Origin of the sequence: Rheinheimera lutimaris (assembly GCF_013283795.1) — a bacterium.
GTDB classification, from domain to species: Bacteria; Pseudomonadota; Gammaproteobacteria; order Enterobacterales; family Alteromonadaceae; genus Alishewanella; species Alishewanella lutimaris.
Genome location: NZ_JABSOD010000001.1, coordinates 129,490 through 148,037 on the forward strand (window position 1 = coordinate 129,490; position 18,548 = coordinate 148,037).

General features: G+C 48.9%; 20 protein-coding genes. 4 read left to right on the top strand and 16 right to left on the bottom strand.

Annotation, left to right across the window (positions count from 1 at the left end; translation table 11 throughout):
• Window positions 1-7 precede the first annotated feature (7 nt).
• A complete protein-coding gene (gene grxC, locus HRH59_RS00580) occupies window positions 8-268 on the bottom strand; it encodes a glutaredoxin 3 (RefSeq protein WP_444785342.1) in 261 nt (86 codons plus the stop codon).
• The gene (locus HRH59_RS00585; RefSeq protein ID WP_173499326.1) at window positions 268-702 is read right to left on the bottom strand and encodes a rhodanese-like domain-containing protein; all 435 of its coding nucleotides are present in this window, start codon (window positions 700-702) and stop codon (window positions 268-270) included. The genes grxC and HRH59_RS00585 overlap by 1 nt, the downstream gene beginning before the upstream one ends.
• Before the next feature lie 167 nt (window positions 703-869).
• Here HRH59_RS00585 and gpmM point away from each other — a divergent pair, with 167 nt between their 5' ends.
• The 3 genes from gpmM to HRH59_RS00600 all read left to right on the top strand — a co-directional run bounded on the left by gpmM (window position 870) and on the right by HRH59_RS00600 (window position 4,423).
• A complete protein-coding gene (gene gpmM, locus HRH59_RS00590; protein ID WP_173499327.1) occupies window positions 870-2,414 on the top strand; it encodes a 2,3-bisphosphoglycerate-independent phosphoglycerate mutase in 1,545 nt (514 codons plus the stop codon).
• Window positions 2,415-3,560 (top strand): murein hydrolase activator EnvC family protein, encoded by a 1,146-nt coding sequence (locus tag HRH59_RS00595; RefSeq protein WP_173499328.1) that lies wholly within the window; start codon window positions 2,415-2,417, stop codon window positions 3,558-3,560.
• 107 nt (window positions 3,561-3,667) lie between these two features.
• On the top strand, window positions 3,668-4,423 hold the full coding sequence (locus tag HRH59_RS00600) for a divergent polysaccharide deacetylase family protein (RefSeq protein ID WP_178089439.1): 756 nt from the start codon (window positions 3,668-3,670) through the stop codon (window positions 4,421-4,423).
• Between the two features lie 41 nt (window positions 4,424-4,464).
• Here the strand turns inward: HRH59_RS00600 and HRH59_RS00605 are convergent, their stop codons facing one another.
• The gene (locus HRH59_RS00605; protein ID WP_231702356.1) at window positions 4,465-6,690 is read right to left on the bottom strand and encodes a two-component system response regulator; all 2,226 of its coding nucleotides are present in this window, start codon (window positions 6,688-6,690) and stop codon (window positions 4,465-4,467) included.
• A gap of 158 nt (window positions 6,691-6,848) precedes the next feature.
• Between HRH59_RS00605 and HRH59_RS00610 the strand changes: the two genes are divergently transcribed.
• A complete protein-coding gene (locus HRH59_RS00610) occupies window positions 6,849-7,745 on the top strand; it encodes a TIGR03899 family protein (RefSeq protein ID WP_173499330.1) in 897 nt (298 codons plus the stop codon).
• On the opposite strand, the gene HRH59_RS00615 is transcribed toward HRH59_RS00610, so the two are convergent.
• The 13 genes from HRH59_RS00615 to astA all read right to left on the bottom strand — a co-directional run bounded on the left by HRH59_RS00615 (window position 7,716) and on the right by astA (window position 18,528).
• The gene (locus HRH59_RS00615) at window positions 7,716-9,896 is read right to left on the bottom strand and encodes a response regulator (RefSeq protein ID WP_173499331.1); all 2,181 of its coding nucleotides are present in this window, start codon (window positions 9,894-9,896) and stop codon (window positions 7,716-7,718) included. The two genes, HRH59_RS00610 and HRH59_RS00615, sit on opposite strands and share 30 nt — an antisense overlap.
• 118 nt (window positions 9,897-10,014) lie before the next feature.
• Window positions 10,015-10,773, bottom strand: a complete 759-nt coding sequence (locus tag HRH59_RS00620; protein WP_173499332.1) for a TIGR04219 family outer membrane beta-barrel protein — start codon at window positions 10,771-10,773, stop codon at window positions 10,015-10,017.
• An 8-nt stretch (window positions 10,774-10,781) separates the two neighbouring features.
• Window positions 10,782-11,759, bottom strand: coding sequence for a DUF2333 family protein (locus HRH59_RS00625; RefSeq protein ID WP_173499333.1), 978 nt, complete (start codon window positions 11,757-11,759; stop codon window positions 10,782-10,784).
• A gap of 9 nt (window positions 11,760-11,768) precedes the next feature.
• Complete coding sequence (locus tag HRH59_RS00630; RefSeq protein WP_173499334.1) at window positions 11,769-12,200, bottom strand: copper chaperone PCu(A)C; 432 nt, start codon at window positions 12,198-12,200, stop codon at window positions 11,769-11,771.
• Window positions 12,201-12,293: 93 nt separating this feature from the next.
• Window positions 12,294-12,491, bottom strand: a complete 198-nt coding sequence (locus tag HRH59_RS00635) for a PspC domain-containing protein (protein ID WP_173499335.1) — start codon at window positions 12,489-12,491, stop codon at window positions 12,294-12,296.
• A gap of 96 nt (window positions 12,492-12,587) precedes the next feature.
• Window positions 12,588-12,743, bottom strand: coding sequence for a hypothetical protein (locus HRH59_RS00640; protein ID WP_173499336.1), 156 nt, complete (start codon window positions 12,741-12,743; stop codon window positions 12,588-12,590).
• A gap of 3 nt (window positions 12,744-12,746) precedes the next feature.
• Entirely contained in the window at window positions 12,747-13,016 is a 270-nt protein-coding gene (locus HRH59_RS00645; protein WP_173499337.1) for a hypothetical protein, read from the bottom strand.
• 173 nt (window positions 13,017-13,189) lie between these two features.
• Window positions 13,190-14,185, bottom strand: a complete 996-nt coding sequence (dusA, locus tag HRH59_RS00650) for a tRNA dihydrouridine(20/20a) synthase DusA (RefSeq protein ID WP_173499338.1) — start codon at window positions 14,183-14,185, stop codon at window positions 13,190-13,192.
• A 4-nt stretch (window positions 14,186-14,189) separates the two neighbouring features.
• Window positions 14,190-14,996 (bottom strand): adenosylmethionine decarboxylase, encoded by an 807-nt coding sequence (speD, locus tag HRH59_RS00655; RefSeq protein ID WP_173499339.1) that lies wholly within the window; start codon window positions 14,994-14,996, stop codon window positions 14,190-14,192.
• Window positions 14,997-15,049: 53 nt separating this feature from the next.
• Window positions 15,050-15,478 carry an OsmC family protein gene (locus HRH59_RS00660; protein WP_173499340.1) on the bottom strand — a complete coding sequence of 143 codons (429 nt, stop codon included), beginning with the start codon at window positions 15,476-15,478 and terminating at the stop codon, window positions 15,050-15,052.
• Between the two features lie 82 nt (window positions 15,479-15,560).
• On the bottom strand, window positions 15,561-15,908 hold the full coding sequence (locus tag HRH59_RS00665; RefSeq protein WP_173499341.1) for a DUF3802 family protein: 348 nt from the start codon (window positions 15,906-15,908) through the stop codon (window positions 15,561-15,563).
• A gap of 120 nt (window positions 15,909-16,028) precedes the next feature.
• A complete protein-coding gene (astD, locus tag HRH59_RS00670) occupies window positions 16,029-17,498 on the bottom strand; it encodes a succinylglutamate-semialdehyde dehydrogenase (RefSeq protein WP_173499342.1) in 1,470 nt (489 codons plus the stop codon).
• A gap of 13 nt (window positions 17,499-17,511) precedes the next feature.
• Window positions 17,512-18,528: an arginine N-succinyltransferase gene (astA, locus tag HRH59_RS00675; protein WP_173499343.1), complete on the bottom strand. Its 1,017-nt coding sequence runs from the start codon at window positions 18,526-18,528 to the stop codon at window positions 17,512-17,514.
• Window positions 18,529-18,548: the final 20 nt, after the last annotated feature.

An 18,548-nucleotide genomic window follows, 5' to 3' on the forward strand; every position in this document is an offset into this window, starting at 1 on the left:
ATTGTAATTATGAGTTTAATAACGTATCAAGCTGACCGCTGGCATCCAGCGCCAGCATGTCGTCGCAGCCGCCGATATGGCGTCCGGCAATAAAAATTTGCGGTACTGTGGTTCTGCCACCGGCAAGCTCTATCATCTGGGGACGCAGTTCAGGTTGTTCGTCAATACGGATTTCCTGATAGCTTACCTGTTTATTGTCCAACACGTACTTAGCGCGAACACAATAAGGACAATAGGCTTTGGTGTAAATAGTGACTTGCGACATCATTACCTCTTAGATTTTACCAGCGGTAAACTGGCGCCGGTCCAACTTCCCATGCCGCCCTGTAATACAGAAACCGCACTGAAGCCTTGTTTTAACAAACTGGCAGCAGCTTTTTGTGCCGTCATGCCAGCCTGACATACCAGAATAATGGGTTCCGCTTTTTGCTTTTCAAGCCCCGCCAACTGCTGTTTTTCAATATCCGCTAACGGTAAGTGCCGTGCGCCGGTAATATGGCCCTTGTTATAATCAGCCTCGGCGCGGATATCTACTACGATGGCATTCTGCCGGTTTACCTGCAAGGTCAGCTCTGTTGGTGTTACCTGCTTTACAGCAGAAAAACGTGATTTCAGCCAGCTGGCCACCAACATTACAAATAGCACCACCCACACTGCACTTAAGATCGGATGGTTTGTCACAAATTCGATATACTGCTGCATGTTCTCTCTGCTTGTACGGAAAAATAACCAGCGCTGAGTATACTCAGTTTACAAACAGAAAGCAGCCCTGTCGGCCCGCCAGACTAATATCAGGGCTGGAGAATTGTACAAATTTCGGTAATATAGCCACTCGTCTTTTTAGCTTCCTGCTTAACAACGGAGTACTTATGGCCTTGCGTAAAAAACCTTTGGTATTATTAATTTTGGATGGCTGGGGCTATCGCGAAGACGTTAACAATAATGCTATTGCTCAGGCCAATACACCGGTGATGGATAAACTATGGCAAAGCTGTCCACATACGTTGATTTCCGGCTCTGGCCTGGATGTGGGCTTACCCGACGGTCAAATGGGTAACTCTGAAGTAGGCCATGTTAATTTAGGCTCCGGCCGTGTGGTGTATCAGGACTTTACCCGCATTACCAAGGCCATTAACGATGGCGATTTTTTTACTAATCCGGTATTAACAAATGCGGTCAAAACCGCCAAACAGCTTAATAAAGCGGTACATATTATGGGCTTGTTGTCTGCCGGCGGCGTTCACAGTCATGAAGATCACCTGCTGGCAATGATTAAACTGGCGGAGCAACAAGGTGCAGGCCCTATCTACCTGCATGCTTTTTTAGATGGCAGGGATACACCACCGCGCAGTGCTAAAGCTTCGCTAGAAAAAATTCAGGCACATTTTGCTAAGACCGGCAGCGGGCAAATTGCCTCCGTTATCGGCCGCTATTTCGCCATGGACCGCGATAAACGCTGGGACCGCGTACAACAAGCCTACGATTTACTTACTGCCGGGACAGCAGTCTATCAGGCTGACAACGCTCTGCAGGCATTAGAACAGGCTTATAACAGAGATGAAAACGACGAGTTTGTAAAAGCCACTGCGATTTTAACCGCACAAGGCCAACCGGTGAAAATGCAGGATGGCGATGCATTGATTTTTATGAATTTCCGTGCAGACCGCTCCCGTCAATTCAGCCGTGCTTTTATTAATGATGACTTCGACGGCTTTAACCGCGCATACCGGCCTAAACTCAGTAGTTTTGTTATGCTGACTGAGTATGCCGCAGATATTAACGCCCCCTGTGCCTACCCGCCAGAGAGCCTGAATAACGTGCTGGGAGAGTGGCTGGCAAAACATGATAAAACCCAGTTGCGCATTTCTGAAACGGAAAAATATGCTCACGTTACCTTCTTCTTCAGCGGTGGCAGAGAAGAACTGTTTACAGGCGAACAGCGAATTTTAGTTGATTCTCCCAAAGTGGCCACTTACGACCTGCAACCGGAAATGAGCTCAACTGAATTAACCGACAAACTGGTAGCCGCCATCCAGGGCGGCGAGTTTGACGTTATTATCTGTAATTACCCGAATGGTGACATGGTAGGCCATACCGGCGTATTGTCCGCCGCCATTAAAGCTGTCGAAGCGGTAGATCACTGTATTGGCCGTGTAGTTGAAGCCCTGCGTGAAGTTGGCGGCGAGTGTCTTATCACTGCTGATCACGGTAATGCAGAAATGATGCTGGACACCGACTCCGGTCAGGCCCATACCGCCCACACCAGCGGGCCGGTGCCGCTGATCTACGTTGGCCGGCCGGCAAATGTCACCGAAGGTGGTATTCTCAGCGACATCGCCCCTACTATGCTGTCACTGATGGGAATGCCGGTGCCGGCAGAAATGAGCGGAAAAATTTTGATGCAGCCGAAATAAATGCCATTAACGCGGCTAAAACAGTTATTGCTGCAACCTTACTGGTTGTTTGTTCTTTGCCTTGCTCCGGCTGTTGCACAACAGCAGCAGGAGCAAGAGCTGGCTGAACTGAAACAACAAATTCAGTTGACTGAACGTCAGGTAAAACAGCAACAACAGCAATTGGATAAAGCCGAAGAAAAGCTGCAGCAATCTGACCGCGCGCTGGCAGAAGCCTCTGCTGCGCTGCGGCAAACAGAACAACAACGGCAACAACTGGCACAGCGCAGCCAGCAGCTGTCGCAACAACAAGATGAACTGCAACAGAAACTACAGCAACAACAAAAACTGCTGGCAACACAATTAAAAAGTGCTTATAGCCTGGGCCAGCATGATTACAGCAAGATGCTGTTAAACCAGCAAGATGCCGGCAAACTGGAGCGGGTTCTCAGTTACTATCGTTATTTTAATGACGCCAGATTAAAGCAACTGGCGGAGTTAAACAGCATTATTATTCAGTTGCAGCAAGTGCAGACTGAGCTGGCAGAAAAACAACAACAATTAGCCGACAGCCTGATTACGCTGCAACAACAGCAGCAAAAATCGGCTCAAGCCAAAACATCACAGCAGCAAGCCGTTGCCCGCTTACAGAGCATGCTGCAACAACAAGGCCGGCAACTGGATTACCTGCGACAAAATGAATCCAGCTTGCAAACGACGCTGGATGAACTGCGTAAGTTAGCCGAACAAGCTCGCGAACTGGCGGGGCTAAGCCGGCAAAAAGGACAACTTACCTGGCCACTGCGCGGCAGTTTATTGCAGCGCTTTGGCGAAAATCGTCAGGGCGGCATTTCCTCCCGGGGTATCTTGATCCAAACTAATGAGGGCCAGGCGGTAAAAGCGATAGCCGATGGTCAGGTGATCTATGCCGATTGGCTCAAAGGTTATGGTTGGGTGATTGTGCTTGACCATGGCGACGGATTTATGAGTTTATACGGCCACAACCAGAATTTATTAAAACAACCAGGCGCACGTATTAACGCCGGTGAAACCATTGCGCTGGCAGGAATGAGCGGTGGCCAGGCCGATGCCGGCTTGTATTTTGAGATCCGCGATAAAGGTGAAGCAGTTAATCCGCTGCAATGGTTAAGCCAGGCGCGGCCATAAGAATTTTAATGTAATACCACAAAGATCCGCTTATACTTTTTACCAAGCTGAGGTGCAAAGCACCTTGCGCAAAAGAGAATAATAATAACGTGCGACCAGTCTTAATTTTGTTAGTTTTTATATTCAGCGTCCGGCTGCATGCTGCGGCTCCGCAAGCCCGTATCGCCATCATTATTGACGATATCGGCTACCAAAAAGCTGATTTACAGCTGATAGATCTGCCGTTCCCGCTTACTTATGCGGTACTGCCACACACTCCTTATGGCCAACGCGCAGCCAGGCAAGCTTTTCAACAGCAAAAAGATGTGATGTTACATATGCCGATGGAGGCCAGTAACGGCAAAGCATTAGGCCCGGGCGCGCTAACAGCAGACATGAACAAACAGCAGGTGCAGCAAACCCTGCAAGCTGCGCTGGCTGATATTCCCTATGCCATAGGTATTAACAATCATATGGGCAGTTTTTACACTGAGCAGGAGCTGCCGATGGCCTGGACTATGGAATACCTCAGCAAACGGCAGCTGTTTTTTATCGACAGCTTAACGACGTCACGCAGCACAGCAGGTAAATATGCACGCCAATTTGGTGTGACAAATCTCAGCCGGCAAGTATTTCTTGATAACGAACAAACCGAAACCGCCATCGCCAAGCAATTTGATTTACTGCTGCGTATTGCCCGTAAACGGCAAAGTGCCATTGCCATCGCGCATCCTTACCCGGAAACATACCGGTTTTTACGTAAACAACTGCCGAAGCTGCAACAACAAGGCATAGTACTGGTGGGGATCTCACAATTGTTGCCACAAAATCATGACGTGGTAGCTGCAGGCTACACCGCCCCGGCGGTTTCAGCGCCACAATAACGTGGCAGCATAAAAAAACTGCCGCCCGGCAGTTTTTTTATTTACTTTTTCTGCTGTTGCAAAAACAGCAGCAGCTCTGCCGGAGGCATGGGTTTGGCGTACATAAACCCCTGCACCTCATCACAGCCCATCGCCAGTACCGCTTGCTCCTGTGCCTTGGTTTCAACACCTTCAGCAATGGTTGACAGGTTTAAACGCTTACCCAAACTGATGATAGTTTCTGCAAGAACTTCGCCGGCAGCCTTATCAATGTCACGGATAAAGGCACGGTCTACTTTAATTCGATCCAACGGCAGTTGTTGTAAATAACTTAACGATGAAAAGCCGATACCAAAATCATCAATCGCAACTTTAATACCGAAATTTTTCAGCTTCTGCAGCGCATCGATCACTATTTTAGGTTCGTCCATCACCACCGATTCTGTTATTTCCAGCTCAAGTAATTGCGGATTAATTTGATAATAGTTAACGCAATCTATCACCGACTGGACAAAACCGGCATGACGAAACTGCGGCATTGACACGTTAACGGCAATACGCAGATTATCAAACCCCTGCTTAGCCAACTGCTTAATTTGCAAACACGCTTGTGCTAATACCCAATCGCCAATCTCGACTATTAAACCGGAGTATTCAGCCAGTGGAATAAACACCGCCGGCGAAACAAACTGCCCGGGTCCTTGTGGCCAACGCAGTAACGCCTCCATACCAACCACCTGCAAACCGTTCAACGATACCTGAGGTTGATACCACAGCTGCAATTTATCTTGAGCAAAATCCTGGCGTAACATCCGCAACATGGCCAAGCGTTCAGCCATTTCATCTTCCATCTCGGCCTGATAATACTGAAAGTTCTGCCCTAAATGTTTTTTTGCTTTGTTCAATGCGATGTACACATGCTTAAGGATCGTCAACCCCTGCTCTGCCGTATCTGTCAGCCGGCAAAAACCGAAGGTCGCATTAACTTGCAACGCATGCTCCGAAGCATGAAACGGCTCGGCAAAAGCTGCCTGCAACCGTTCCGGCGTCAGCTCAGTTTGCGGCCCGACTAAACCAAACACATCAGCGCCGATACGGCCCAGCTGACAGGTTACGCCAAAATGCTCAATCAGCCTGAACGTAACGGCAATAAGCAGCTCATTGCCGACATCTTGCCCCAAGCCGTCATTTACATCAGAAAAATGATCAATATCAATCAGTACAGCGACATTACCGGCAGCCTCATAGCGCCTGGTATCCTGCAAAATTTGAATAAATTCGTTGCGGTTTGGTGTTTTAGTTAACGGATCTATATAAGCAGCATGCTTAAGCTGTTGAAATAAAGTGACATTTTCATATCCGATAGAAATATTACTCAGAAATACTTCTATCAACTGGCGATCCAGCTCTTCAATAGGTCGGTTCGTTTCAATGTATACCGCGGCGCTGTGAGTATCATTACCCAGGTACAATACTGTATCCAGATCGGTAAACAAATGCTGGCGTGTACGCAGACACTTGGTGATCTGAGCCACAATGCGCGGGTTGTCCAACCTGTCGAGCTGACACTTAATGTAAGGCGCATAATGCCCGGCCGCACCAAGCACATAGATATTGTCACTGGCGCTGCCGTCATCTTCGATTTGCGCACACAGCACCCCTTCAGCATGCAAGCCGATTAGAGACGAAATTTGTGTAACTACACCTTCAGAGAACTCATGCAGCGAATGCTGCTCCAGTAAGTTGGCGCCGGCATTGATGATTTTCTGTAAACCGCGCCGGCTTTGATTAATAGTCCGGATTTGCTGATATGAGCGCAGCGAAGCAATAATAGAAGTAACCAGTTTGCTACGGGTTAATTCCGTCTTGGTTTTATAGTCATTGATATCATATTCTTTAATCACGCTTTCTTCAGGTGCATAGCCCGGTTGCCCGGTACGTAATACAATGCGTATTTCATCCATGCCCAGCTCTTCACGGATTTGCTGCACCACTTTTAATCCGGCATCGTCAGACTCCATAACCACATCCAGCAACACCAGGGCAGTATGCGGATGTTGACGCAAAAACTGCACCGCAGCTTTACCGGAATAAGCATGATGAAATACCAGATGTTTGCCCATTACGGTCAAATCACTTAACGCCAGTTTGGTCACGGTATGGATTTCTTCATCATCATCAACGATTAATAAATGCCACTCACCCAGTGTCTGCTCCGGCCCTGCTATTTCAGGTTCGTCTTCTGCCAAAAACAGAAAATCCTCATCTGTTTCTTTCGATACCATCATTCAGCCTTATTTAATGATTCCGTTTAAATATACATGGTTAATTTGTATAAGAGTAAGTTATCACTGATTTTATTTCGTGCAAAAAGCTCCCCCTGCTTGCTGCTGAATTAACGAGATGCGAGGATAAGCAATATTTTACTAACTCACAGTACAGATCAATGGCCAAAATTAATGCTCTTAGCGGCCAACAACGTTTACGCCAACTGGCAAAAACGCAGTTGGGTACTGCCGTACACGTAACAGACCCGGCAGTTCAAAGCAGCACAGCTGAAGAGCAAGGCCATTTTAACGATAAACATCAGCATTTGGCAGCACGCTCCGGCGCAGCTGCCGGCAATGCAGGCCTCACCCTGGCGCAACGTGCCGAGCGGCGCTTGCAAATGCAGCGCGAACGCCAGCAACACAACCTTGAAAGCATTATGGCGTTGGCTTTGGACTATTGCCCCGAGCAGGTTTCCGGCATGGATGTGGACCCGGACTGGTTTCAACAGTTTTGTCAGTTGGTACTGGAAATTTCTAACAAGAGTATGCAGCAACTGTGGGCGAAAATACTCGCAGGTGAGATAGCCAGTCCCGGCAAGTTTTCACTTAAAACACTGCATACCTTACAACGGATGAGCTATAAAGAAGCGCTGGCATTACAGCAGGCCGCCAATTTAAGCTGCCGCACCCGACAGGATCCCAGCGCGCGGATTTACTTCGGTTATATCCGCAAGCCGTCATTGTGGCGCCTGCTAACCGGACGCAGCAAAGCGGTAATGAACCTGAACCAATTCGGCCTGTCTTACCCGCAAATTCTCAGTCTGATGGATATCGGTTTACTGCATAATTCTGAGATAGAAAGCGGCGAGTTACCCGCCGGACAAACGCTAAACTGGCAATATCAACAACTCAGCATTAACGGCACTGTCAGCAGTAAAGATGTGGTACTGCAGTATTACAAATACACGGCCAGTGGTGCCGAGTTACTGCCGCTGTTAACCAGCCAGCCCAACCAACAATATCTGCAGGCGCTAAAACATTTGTTAGCCGAGATCATCAGTTTCACCCAGTGAGCACCAACTCAGTACCTGCTGCAGCTTGGCCGGCTCCAACGGTTTAAAAATAATGTCATTCATACCGGCTTGCAGATACTCCGCTACTTCATCTTCCAGAGCATGTGCGGTAAATGCCAAAATGGGAATATCCTCATAGCCGGCCAATTGCCTTAGCTGGATGGCAACTTCGGTACCTTTAATATCCGGCAACTGAATATCCAGCAATATCACATCATATCTTTCACTACGACACAGTTTTAACGCTTCTGCGCCACAACTTACGGTACTGAGTTGCACCGGCTGTGTCTTCATCAGCACACGGATATAAGCCAGATTAGTAGGGTTATCATCTACCACCAACAAATGCGGATACGGCCGCGATGTCAGGGCCGTGGCAATATTGTTTAACCGTGCCAGACAAAATGGTGTTGTCTCTACGGCCACCGTTAACGCAGCGCGCCAGATAGCAATATGCGCATTGGCAGAATAGCACAGCAACTGGCTCCGGCCGGCGAGCGCAGTTGTTAACTGTTGCCATGCAGCAAGCTCGGCGGGCTCAGGCAAAAACAACACAACCCGATCATAAGCATACTGCGTACTTTTCAGGTTTAATTCGGCCAGGTCGCTGCAACCGGCAACATGGGCCGCAACAGCTGACAAACTCTGCACCCGCTCGGTTAGCATAGCAGCATTGTGTTCAAACAGCAGTATATGTTGCAGCTTGTTGTGGCCAACAGCTGTCAGCTCCGGTAACGGTATACTGATTGCTACCGTGCTGCCTAAACCGTCTAACGACTGCACTGACATTTGCGCCTTCAGCTGCTGTTTTACTGCAATTAAAATAGCGATATCACTTTCATGCCATTGCAATGCCTGGGTATCATTACTGTTCAATAACTGCCTTACCCTGGCCGACATGCCCTCGCCGTCCGTGGTAACGCTAAGTTGCAATACAGTGCCCGACGCCTGCTGCACAACACGTACTTCCAACGTCAGCTCTGAGCAGCCCTCACTGCGACTACCAAGTTGCACCATCTCAGGCAACATTGCCGACAAAGCAAGCTGCGGTAATTTAACCTGGCAGCCGGCATTACCGGCTCCTTCTATCAGTTGCAGTTCAATACCACGCTGTAGCAATAATTGCTGACAAACAACAATATGTGTTGCAATAAAATCGGTCAGCAGTATCGGTACCGCCGATGCAGCTTCGCCATTTAGCTCAAGCTGCATCAAAGTAAGTTGGCCGGATAACGCCCGGCTAAATTCTTCTTCGGTTAGCGCCGTTCCTTGTTGCTGTAACTGCTGCAGGCTTAAGAAACGTTGTTGCTGCGCACGGCCTTGCTGCGCAACTTTGAGCTGTAGCGCTTTGTTTTGCTGCTGCCATTGCTCTGTCTGAAGCTGGACTTGTGCCACCTGCTGCTGTTGCTGCTTTAGCTGTTGTTGAGCAATGTCATGCTGCCCGGCCTGATGCACCGCCAGGTCATTAATTGCTTGCTTTAACGGCAGCAACTCTGCCATCAACTCTTCATCTACCCGCGCATTTAATTGGCCTTGTTTAAGTTGGCTGAGTTTGTGTGCCAACAAACTGATATCGGTATGCTGCCGCTGGGCCGCCTGCGACAAAGTGCCGCGAATTAACAGCAACATTACCCAGCCAACCATAGCGACAATAAACACCGGAATTAACCAGACACTGTGCTCCGTCTCAGGTGTAAACAGCAACAACAGATAGTAATTATTGTCAGCTTCGGGTTGACGCAGCACACCATCCGTTGCCGCAGCATAGCGGGTCAGCGGTTGCAGCGCTAACCATTGGTGCTCAACCTGCTGCAGCGAAAAATTGCGCACCGGCAGGGCCGGTCGAACATTTTGCAGCGCAGGGGGTAAATCTGTTGCCGCAAGTAACTTTCCGGATTGACGGTATAAAGCAACGCTAGTCAGCGGTATTGCGCTGGCGTAGCGGATATGGTTTAACTGAGCTTTAAGCAACTGCTGGTCTTTATCATTGAGCAAAGCAGCGGAGTTCAATTGCAAAGTGGCAGAAAATTGCTGGATCTGTATGCGCTGCTGCCCTTGCATCTCAAAGTGGTACCAAAGGCCGGTAGCTAATGCCATCGCTGCTACAGCGATTAACCATGGTAAAGTTAACTGTTTGAAATAATTTACCAAAGTTTGGGTCCGGCTTGTGACATGTGCAATAACTATAAAACGATTCGATAACAGTCACAAGCGAAGAGAGAAGGAATAAAGCAGACAGCGGTGCAGTTTAATGCACCGCTGTGTTAGATCAGAAATGCAGCTCTACCCCGGCAAACACACCTTTAAAGTTCAGGTCGGCGTAGAAATCATCAATGTCGTCCAGGCGTAAATTAACCGCGCGGTAACCGACTTTGACCCGTAAATCAACCGCCAGATTGTCCAGCAGCGCATAGGCCACGCCGGCTTGCATATCATAGATACGGCTGCCGTCATAAGAAATGATGCTGCCCTGCGCGAATACATCTAATCCCGTTAGCGGCAAACCAACAATAGCTGCGCCGTATGCCATAGGAATAACCTGCGACACACGCTGTGATGCGGCCATACCACCGGCAGCAGTTTCAGCAACGGCTACGGTGCCGTTAATATGCTTACCGTTGATACCAAGGTCGATACTTACCAGATCATTATCAAGAATTTCGTAGTACAACACGTAATCGGTGTTAGTCAGATCTACCTGATTTTGCAGTTGCGTATCCGCAGTGAAGCTCTCACCTGCAAAGCTGAAATCGGCGGTTAAATTGCTGACACCGGCAGATTCCACTTGGTTATGCTGCAGACGGATATTCGGTATCAACGGCAGCGGATGTTCCAGGGCGACATAATAAGACGTCTGGGTTTTGTCATTGAAATTAAAGCTTTGCATTTGATCATTGCCGGCGAAACTACCGTCAGTTGAGGTGCGCCAGCCATCGGCTCCCAAATACAAACCCAGCAACGTATCCGCCTGTGCGGTCCCCGCTAACAAAGCGCCACTAAGCGACAGCACTAATACTGTTTTCTTCATGCTTTCTTTTACCCTTGTGTTAATAGTTCTGATAAATCTATAAGCGCCGCATTTGCTCTGGAAATGTAATTCGCCATCACCAAACTATGGTTTGCCATTAAACCGAAGCCACTGCCATTAAGCACCATAGGACTCCAGATGGATTGTTGGGTTGCTTCCAACTCGCGGATAATTTGCCGCAGGCTGACCATCGCATTCTTACGCTGCAATACATCGGCAAAATCTGTTTCTACCGCTTTTAAAAAATGCAGCAAGGCCCAACTGGCCCCCCGGGCTTCGTAAAACTCGTCGTCTATTTTCCACCAACTGGTTTTCACCATCTTTTGGCCGGGACTTTCGGTTGACTGCCGGGCACTGCTTTCACCGGCCAAATCGGTGTTTAACCTGTCCTGGCCTACACTGGCGCTTAAACGCTGGGAATAGCTGCCAAGCCGCTTCTCTACCGCTTTTAACCAATCGCGCAAATTATCTGCCCGCGCATAGAACTGGCTATCCGGCTTTGCCGGGTTCATCAGCTCAGCGCGGTACAAATATAATTGTGCAATAGCTTTACGGTATTCAGACTCCGCTGCAGGTATAGCCCAGCTACGGTGATCAATGTTAAACATTGGCTGAGCCACTTTAAGAAATTGATTTTCTGTTGACTGCGACTGTGACCGGCTTAAATCTTTTCGCAGCGCCAGCGCGAGATCGCGGGACATTTCCAGCACCCCCAATTCCCACGCCGGCATATTATCCAATAAGACAAAAGGCGGCATAATGTCATTGGCAAGGTAACCGCCGCTTTTATCCAGCAACGTCTCGCTGACGCGGATAAGGGCGGTTGTAGTGCTGTAGCCTACTATCGCTTTGTCGCCCAGTTGCTGATGGCTTTGCTGAATTTCATCGACCAACAGTGCCGGCTCGCGGCTAACCCACCAACCCGTCAGGTACATAATGACCAATAACACCGCCACAGCAGTGCTGACAATTTTTGCATTAAACATTATCTTTCCTCAGCGCTTGGGCATTGCCACTACCGGCAATGTCAGCATTAATTCTTGCCCGTTGGAAAATTGCAAAGATAACGGCACGGTTTGCTCAACCTCGAGTGCAGCAGCAGGCTCAAAAAACATCAGGTGCAAACCACCGGGTACAAACTCTACGCTGCCACCGGCATCGACAGTGATTTGTTCTACTTTTTCCATCCGCATCATGCCATCTTTATGGCTGTGCTGATGCAGCTCTGTGCGGGCAAATGCCGGGCTACTTGCCCCCGTAAGAATAATAGCCTGTGTTGATTGATTATGCAGGGTCAGATAACCTGCGGTGACAGTGCGTCCCGGCATAGGTTGGCGGATTTCGCCGTTAGTTACACTGACAGCCAAACTACTGTCAGCCAATACATTTATACTGCACAGCAACAAAGCGGCATAGATCAAACGCATTTTGTTTCTCCTTGTAAGTCACAGGCTTATCTTACACCACTTTACAGTGGTTATCAGCCGGTAACTTACTGCAAAATGCGCAGCTACCCTTGCTTAGCGATCCGGCAGCACTGCCGCGGCAACCAGATAAGCGATAATAGTTGCGACCGGGAACATCAGTAATAAAATGATCGCCAACAAACGGATTAACCAGCGCGGCTGCTGATAATAACCGGCAAAACCGGCGCACACTCCCGCCACTTTGCGATATGCTCTGGCGCAGTACCAACGATCTGTATCATATGTTGCCATTATTTGTTGCTCCTTCCGCGGTTAATCTGTATTTATCAGCCTGTGTTGTAATCAAACCTAACAGGCTGAATACTGTAAAGCTCAGTAGTTCAATACTTACCCAATCCATATGTCCTCCGGCCAACACAGTAAACGTACTTTTTGCCATAATGCCGCCAGCGGCGCCAAGCTATGCCACAGCAACATCACCGGAATAATGCTCAGCACCGGACTCAGGTAAATAACGAACAGCCAGCCGGGTGATAACAACATAACTTACTCTGCCTCAACCGGTGCGCTGTGTTGCGCCTGATACGCTAACAGTGCAGTTTGCGCATCTTGCTGTGCCGTGTGTTGTGCCAGCAGCTCAATCGCGGTTTTATGCAGTGCGCGGCGGGCCTGCAGCACCGTGTCGGCACGCAATTCTGTTTGCGTTAATTGCACTTCAGTTCGTATTTGTTCTGTAAGTTCGTCAGCACCAGCCGCAGCACTGTGCAGGCTTGCGGCAAAACATGCAGTTAGGGTTAAGGCAGTCAGCGTGTTCATTATCGTTTCCTTGAAAGTGGTTAGTCTGTACTACACACCTCTGTTGTTTCAAGCGCTGTGCCAAGTCAGCAAAAACATATAAGATAATGATTTTAAACATATAATAAAAAAGGCGGCCAGTTTAATTATTGGCCGCCTTCAATGGAAAACTAAAAAATAGTGAAATTAACTACTCAGCTGGTTAAATCCGCTAAGCTGGTAACTTTAGTCAGGGCTTGCAACAATAGCTCAGGTTTGGCATCGGCAAAATGGCCACGCTCGCTCAATAAACGCCGCCATTGTCTGGCTCCCGGCATACCCTGAAATAAACCCAGCATATGCCGGGCTATATGCCAAAACCGCGCGCCTTGCTGCATTTGCCGTTCGATATAAGGCAGCATCTGCTGCACCACTTGTTGCGGTGTAAGCGGCGTTGCGGTATTGCCGTATATCAGGCCATCCACTTCACTGAGTAACATCGGGTTGGTATAAGCTTCGCGCCCGACCATTACCCCATCCAGATACTGCAGTTGCTCCCGAGCCTGCGAAAGCGTTTTAATACCACCGTTGATGCTGATATTAAGCTGCGAAAATTCACGTTTTAGCTGGTATACCCGCGCATAATTCAGTGGTGGCACTTCACGGTTTTCTTTCGGGCTTAAGCCTTTTAGCCAGGCTTTTCGGGCATGAATAATCAGTTGCTCACAGCCGGCATCTGCCACAGCGGCAACGAAGTCCTGTAAGAACTGATAGTCGTCTGAGTCGTCAATACCAATGCGGGTTTTTACCGTTACCGGAATATCAACCACATCTTGCATGGCTTTGATACAGTCGGCCACCAGCTGTGGCTGCGCCATCAGACAAGCGCCAAACATACCGTTTTGTACCCGATCAGACGGGCAACCAACATTAATATTAACCGCATCGTAGCCGCGTTGCTGTGCCAGCTTAGCACAGTGCGCCATATCAGCCGGGTTAGAGCCACCAAGTTGCAACACCACAGGGTGTTCTTCTGCGTTGAAGTCCAGATAATCACCAGTGCCGTGAATAATAGCGCCGGTAGTAACCATCTCCGTGTACAGCACCGCATGTTGACTCAACAGACGATGAAAATAACGGCAATGCTTATCTGACCAGTCTAACATCGGCGCAACAGAAAATTGGTGCTGGCTCAGCACGGCACTGCGCATAAAGTTACTTCATATCCGGCAGGTTGCGGCCATAAAAAACTTCACGCATTTCGCGGAACACTTTCTTGCTGATGGCCTTTTGCTCTTCCGGCGTCATCGAGTCGGTACCCATACCAAACAGGTAGTTGTTCAGATCGGCTTCTTTTAACATCATTTTAGTGTGGAACAGGTTTTCCTGGTACACGTTAACATCAATCATCTGAAACGCCCGTTTGGTCTCTTCATCCATAAAGTTCTGAATAGACGTAATAGGATGATCAATATAGTGCTTGGTACCACTGATATCACGGGTAAAACCGCGAACCCGGTAGTCCACCGTTACAATGTCAGATTCAAAACTGTGGATCAGGAAGTTCAGTGCTTTCAGTGGCGATATAATACCGCAGGTAGAAACCTCGATATCGGCACGGAAAGTACAGATGCCATCATGCGGATGAATTTCCGGATAGGTATGTACGCAGATATGGCTTTTATCCAGGTGTGCTACAACCGCATCCGGCCGCGGCCCCGGATTTTCCGAGTTATCCGGGTCAACTAATACAGGCTCTTCACTCACCAAAATGGTGACACTGGCGCCTTGCGGATCGTAATCCTGCCGTGCCACATTCAAAATATTGGCACCGATAATATCGGTTACTTCGGTCAGAATGTCGGTTAAACGGTCAGCATTATATTGCTCATCGATGTACTCGATATATTCCTGCCGGTGCTGCTCAGTTTTGGCATAGCAAATGTCATAAAGGCTGAAACTCAGACTTTTCGTCAGGTTGTTGAACCCGTGTAGTTTCAATTTTTCAAAAGGCTTAACCACTAAAGATTGTCTCCGCTTAAAACCGATTACCGGTTATGACTTCATTACTACAGTTATTCTGCCGGCATGTTGATATCAGCCGGTTTAACACTGAATGAGTGAGTTATGGCTACACTGCCGGATAACATAATGGACACTGAACAATACTTATCAGCCGACAGCTGTACAGCACGCTCTACCTGTTTTTCACTCAGGCTGATACCGGTCACCTCAAAATGCAGATGCAGTTTAGTAAAGACTTTTGGCACGGTGTCAGCACGCTCGCCACTAAGCTTCACTTCACAGCCCAGTACTTGCTGACGGGCTTTCTTTAAAATACTGACCACATCAACTGACGAACAGGCACCGGCAGCCATCAATACCATTTCCATCGGGCTTGGCGCTGTGCTGCCATCTTTATTGCCGTCAAATACCACAGCATGACCACTGCCGGAAATACCGACAAAGGTATTATCGTGATGCCACTTAACACTGGCTTGCATAGCTGGCTCCCGCCGAAAAATAAGGCGGGTATTCTACGTAAAAGCGGCGCAGGTATCTAGCAAATTCGCAGCTTGCCGGGGCTTAATCCATCAGATCGGCTACGGCTGTATCGAACAGGTTTTTGATTAACAGTGAGATTTCGTTAATAAGTTCGGCTTGTTGGCGGGTGGCTTTTTTATTCAACACGCTGGACAGCACTTCCTGAAAGTCATACATAATGCCATCTACTTCGCGAATAATCATACTACGGTGGTTAACTTCGAGTTCGGTGTGCTGGGTACAAAGCGTGATGATTTGCTCTGCAATAGATTCTTCCAGCAGCTCACCTATGGTTTTATCCGCATCTCCGGTTCCGGTTTGTTCAAACAGCGACAAATGCTCTGTCAGAAACTGGATCAAATGCTCGTATCCGGGTTTATCTGTGACCATGGGCTGTTTTACACCTGACTGTGAGGAATGAGATTACAATAAGTTAGAGTTATTTAAGCAAAAATCCCCGCAGAAAACAAATCGGGGCCGTAGCCCCGATAATATTTATTTTTTCACCACTCAGAAACTCAAGCCCGGCGACAACTGTTCCGGCATCACCACCTGTTCCAGCTCTACCGATGCCACCGGATAAGCGCAGTAATCAGCGGCGTAGTAAGCACTTGCTCTGTGGTTACCACTTGAGCCTATGCCGCCGAAAGGTGCTGCTGAACTGGCACCGGTAATTGGCCGGTTCCAGTTAACGATACCGGCACGAATACGGCGGAAAAAGTGTTGATATAACTCTGCGCTGTCGCTGAGCAAACCGGCTGATAAACCAAACTGTGTTGCATTAGCTGCGTCTATCGCCTGATCAAAGTCGGTAAAACGGAACACTTTTAGCAATGGGCCAAAATGTTCGTCATCGGGGAAGTTGGCTACCTTAGTGCACTCCACTATGCCGGGTGTAACCAATGCCGTGTTTTCGTCAAGATGACGCATTTCCAGCAGTATTTCGCCACCTAAGTCGACCAGCTGCTGCTGCACTGCCAACATACCTTTAGCGGCGGCGACAGAAATCATTGAGCCCATAAACGGCTGCTCGGCAGCATCATACAAGCCTACTTTGATATTGCGGCTAACTTCTAATAAACGCTTCAGTATCGCATCGCCCTGAGCACCGGTAGGTAAGAACAGCTTACGCGCGCAGGTACAGCGCTGGCCGGCAGAAATAAACGCCGATTGCACAATATCATGCACTGTTGCATCGATATTACTGACATCCTGCACGATAAGCGGGTTATTGCCGCCCATTTCCAACGCCAAAATTTTGTCCGGCCGGCCGGCAAACTGCTGGTGCAGGTAATGGCCGGTACGCGAACTGCCGGTAAAGAAGATGCCATCGATGCCGTCGTGCGCCGCAATGGCTTTACCGGTGTCTACTTCACCTTGTAATAAGCTCAGCACCCCTGCCGGCAAGCCGGCCTGTTGCCACAGTTTTACCGTATCCTCGGCCACTTTAGGTGTCAGCTCAGACGGTTTAAACACTACGGCATTACCGGCCAATAATGCCGGTACTATGTGGCCGTTAGGTAAATGGCCGGGGAAATTGTACGGGCCAAATACCGCCACTACGCCATGCGGTTTGTGACGGATAAAGGCACGCCCCTGCGGCATCGGATTTTCTTTACTGCCGGTACGTTCCTGGTACGCCCGTACCGAAATGTCAATTTTACCGGTCATCGCCGCTACTTCAGTGCGCGCTTCCCACAGGGCTTTACCGGTTTCTTCTGCAATAGACAGCGCCAACGCTTCTTTATTGCTGCTTAATAATTCAGCAAACTTTTTAACTACTTCAACACGCTGCTCAAAGCTGAAGCCGGCCCAGTCGTATTGCGCTTTACGCGCACTTTTCACCGCTGCATCAACTTGCTCAGCAGTGGCTGCGCGGCCTTGCCAAACCGGCTTATTCTTCGCAGGGTCCAACGATTGAAACGGCTTACCTGCGCCGTCAACCCAACTGCCGTTTATATAATGTTCTGCGTGTTTCATTATGTTCCCCTGATTAAATGCGGGTAATTCTTACCCAATCACCGGCACTGACTTGCAGCGCAGCCGCAACGTCTGCCGGTATGGTTAATTGTTCGCTATGTTCGCTAACGTCCAGCGCCAGCCAGGTGGCACGGAAATCGACCACTTTAGTGTTACAAATTAAATGCGGCTGACCACCGCTAACGCTGCCGATGGCCACCTGTAACCGCCGGCTGTTCCGTACCGAGCGAATATGCTCTACCCGCGCCTCAACGGTGGGCCCGGCATCAAAAATATCGACATAGCCGCGGTTTGAAAAGCCCTCTGACTGCAACAGTGCCAGTGCCGGCCTGGTTTTATCATGCACTTTACCGATCACGGCCTGGGCTTGCTTACTGAGTAAACTGACGTAAATGGGGTATTTAGGCATTAACTCGGCAATAAATACTTTTTGGCCGATGCCGGTCAGATAATCCGCGGTTGGAAAATCCAACGAAAAGAAATGCTCCTGCAACCATTGCCAGAATGGCGAACTGCCATCCTCGTTTGAAATGCCGCGCATCTCTGCAATCACCCGTTCGGCAAAACGCTGTGGAAATTCGGCCATAAACAAAAAGCGCATTTTTGACAGTAAACGGCCGTTATTTTTTTCGCGCCGGCTTTCGCGTAAAAACAGTGTACACAACTCGCTGACGCCGGTGTAATCATTGCACAGCGTTAATATATCTACGGTTTTATACACACCGAGTGAGCGCGAACTATGCACTACCTTGCCCAAATGGTAATGATAAAACGCATCATCCAGGCCAACAGCCGCTTCAAGCGCACTGGTGCCGCATACTTCACCGGTGGCCGTGTCTTCCAGCACAAACAAATAGCCTTCGTCGCCAGGCTGGTTAACCGGTTTGCTGAAAGATTGCTCTGAGCGGCTGATTTTCCGCATCAGCAGCTCATCATTGACCGGCAAGGAGGTAAAACCATGACCTGATTCCACCGCGATATCATACAGCGCCGGGTAATCATCCGCACGGATAGGGCGAACTACCATCATCGTCGCTTACTCCACTTTTG

Excerpts from the sequence above, each read along its gene's own strand:
- HRH59_RS00605 (WP_231702356.1), bottom strand. The coding sequence starts at position 6,690 with ATGATGGTATCGAAAGAAACAGATGAGGATTTTCTGTTTTTGGCAGAA.
- HRH59_RS00645 (WP_173499337.1), bottom strand. The coding sequence starts at position 13,016 with ATGAACACGCTGACTGCCTTAACCCTAACTGCATGTTTTGCCGCAAGC.
- HRH59_RS00660 (WP_173499340.1), bottom strand. The coding sequence starts at position 15,478 with ATGCAAGCCAGTGTTAAGTGGCATCACGATAATACCTTTGTCGGTATT.
- grxC (WP_444785342.1), bottom strand. The coding sequence starts at position 268 with ATGATGTCGCAAGTCACTATTTACACCAAAGCCTATTGTCCTTATTGT.
- astA (WP_173499343.1), bottom strand. The coding sequence starts at position 18,528 with ATGATGGTAGTTCGCCCTATCCGTGCGGATGATTACCCGGCGCTGTAT.
- HRH59_RS00665 (WP_173499341.1), bottom strand. The coding sequence starts at position 15,908 with ATGGTCACAGATAAACCCGGATACGAGCATTTGATCCAGTTTCTGACA.
- HRH59_RS00620 (WP_173499332.1), bottom strand. The coding sequence starts at position 10,773 with ATGAAGAAAACAGTATTAGTGCTGTCGCTTAGTGGCGCTTTGTTAGCG.
- astD (WP_173499342.1), bottom strand. The coding sequence starts at position 17,498 with ATGAAACACGCAGAACATTATATAAACGGCAGTTGGGTTGACGGCGCA.
- HRH59_RS00640 (WP_173499336.1), bottom strand. The coding sequence starts at position 12,743 with ATGTTGTTATCACCCGGCTGGCTGTTCGTTATTTACCTGAGTCCGGTG.
- HRH59_RS00585 (WP_173499326.1), bottom strand. The coding sequence starts at position 702 with ATGCAGCAGTATATCGAATTTGTGACAAACCATCCGATCTTAAGTGCA.
- HRH59_RS00625 (WP_173499333.1), bottom strand. The coding sequence starts at position 11,759 with ATGTTTAATGCAAAAATTGTCAGCACTGCTGTGGCGGTGTTATTGGTC.
- HRH59_RS00630 (WP_173499334.1), bottom strand. The coding sequence starts at position 12,200 with ATGCGTTTGATCTATGCCGCTTTGTTGCTGTGCAGTATAAATGTATTG.
- HRH59_RS00595 (WP_173499328.1), top strand. The coding sequence starts at position 2,415 with ATGCCATTAACGCGGCTAAAACAGTTATTGCTGCAACCTTACTGGTTG.
- dusA (WP_173499338.1), bottom strand. The coding sequence starts at position 14,185 with ATGCGCAGTGCCGTGCTGAGCCAGCACCAATTTTCTGTTGCGCCGATG.
- gpmM (WP_173499327.1), top strand. The coding sequence starts at position 870 with ATGGCCTTGCGTAAAAAACCTTTGGTATTATTAATTTTGGATGGCTGG.
- HRH59_RS00635 (WP_173499335.1), bottom strand. The coding sequence starts at position 12,491 with ATGGCAACATATGATACAGATCGTTGGTACTGCGCCAGAGCATATCGC.
- HRH59_RS00610 (WP_173499330.1), top strand. The coding sequence starts at position 6,849 with ATGGCCAAAATTAATGCTCTTAGCGGCCAACAACGTTTACGCCAACTG.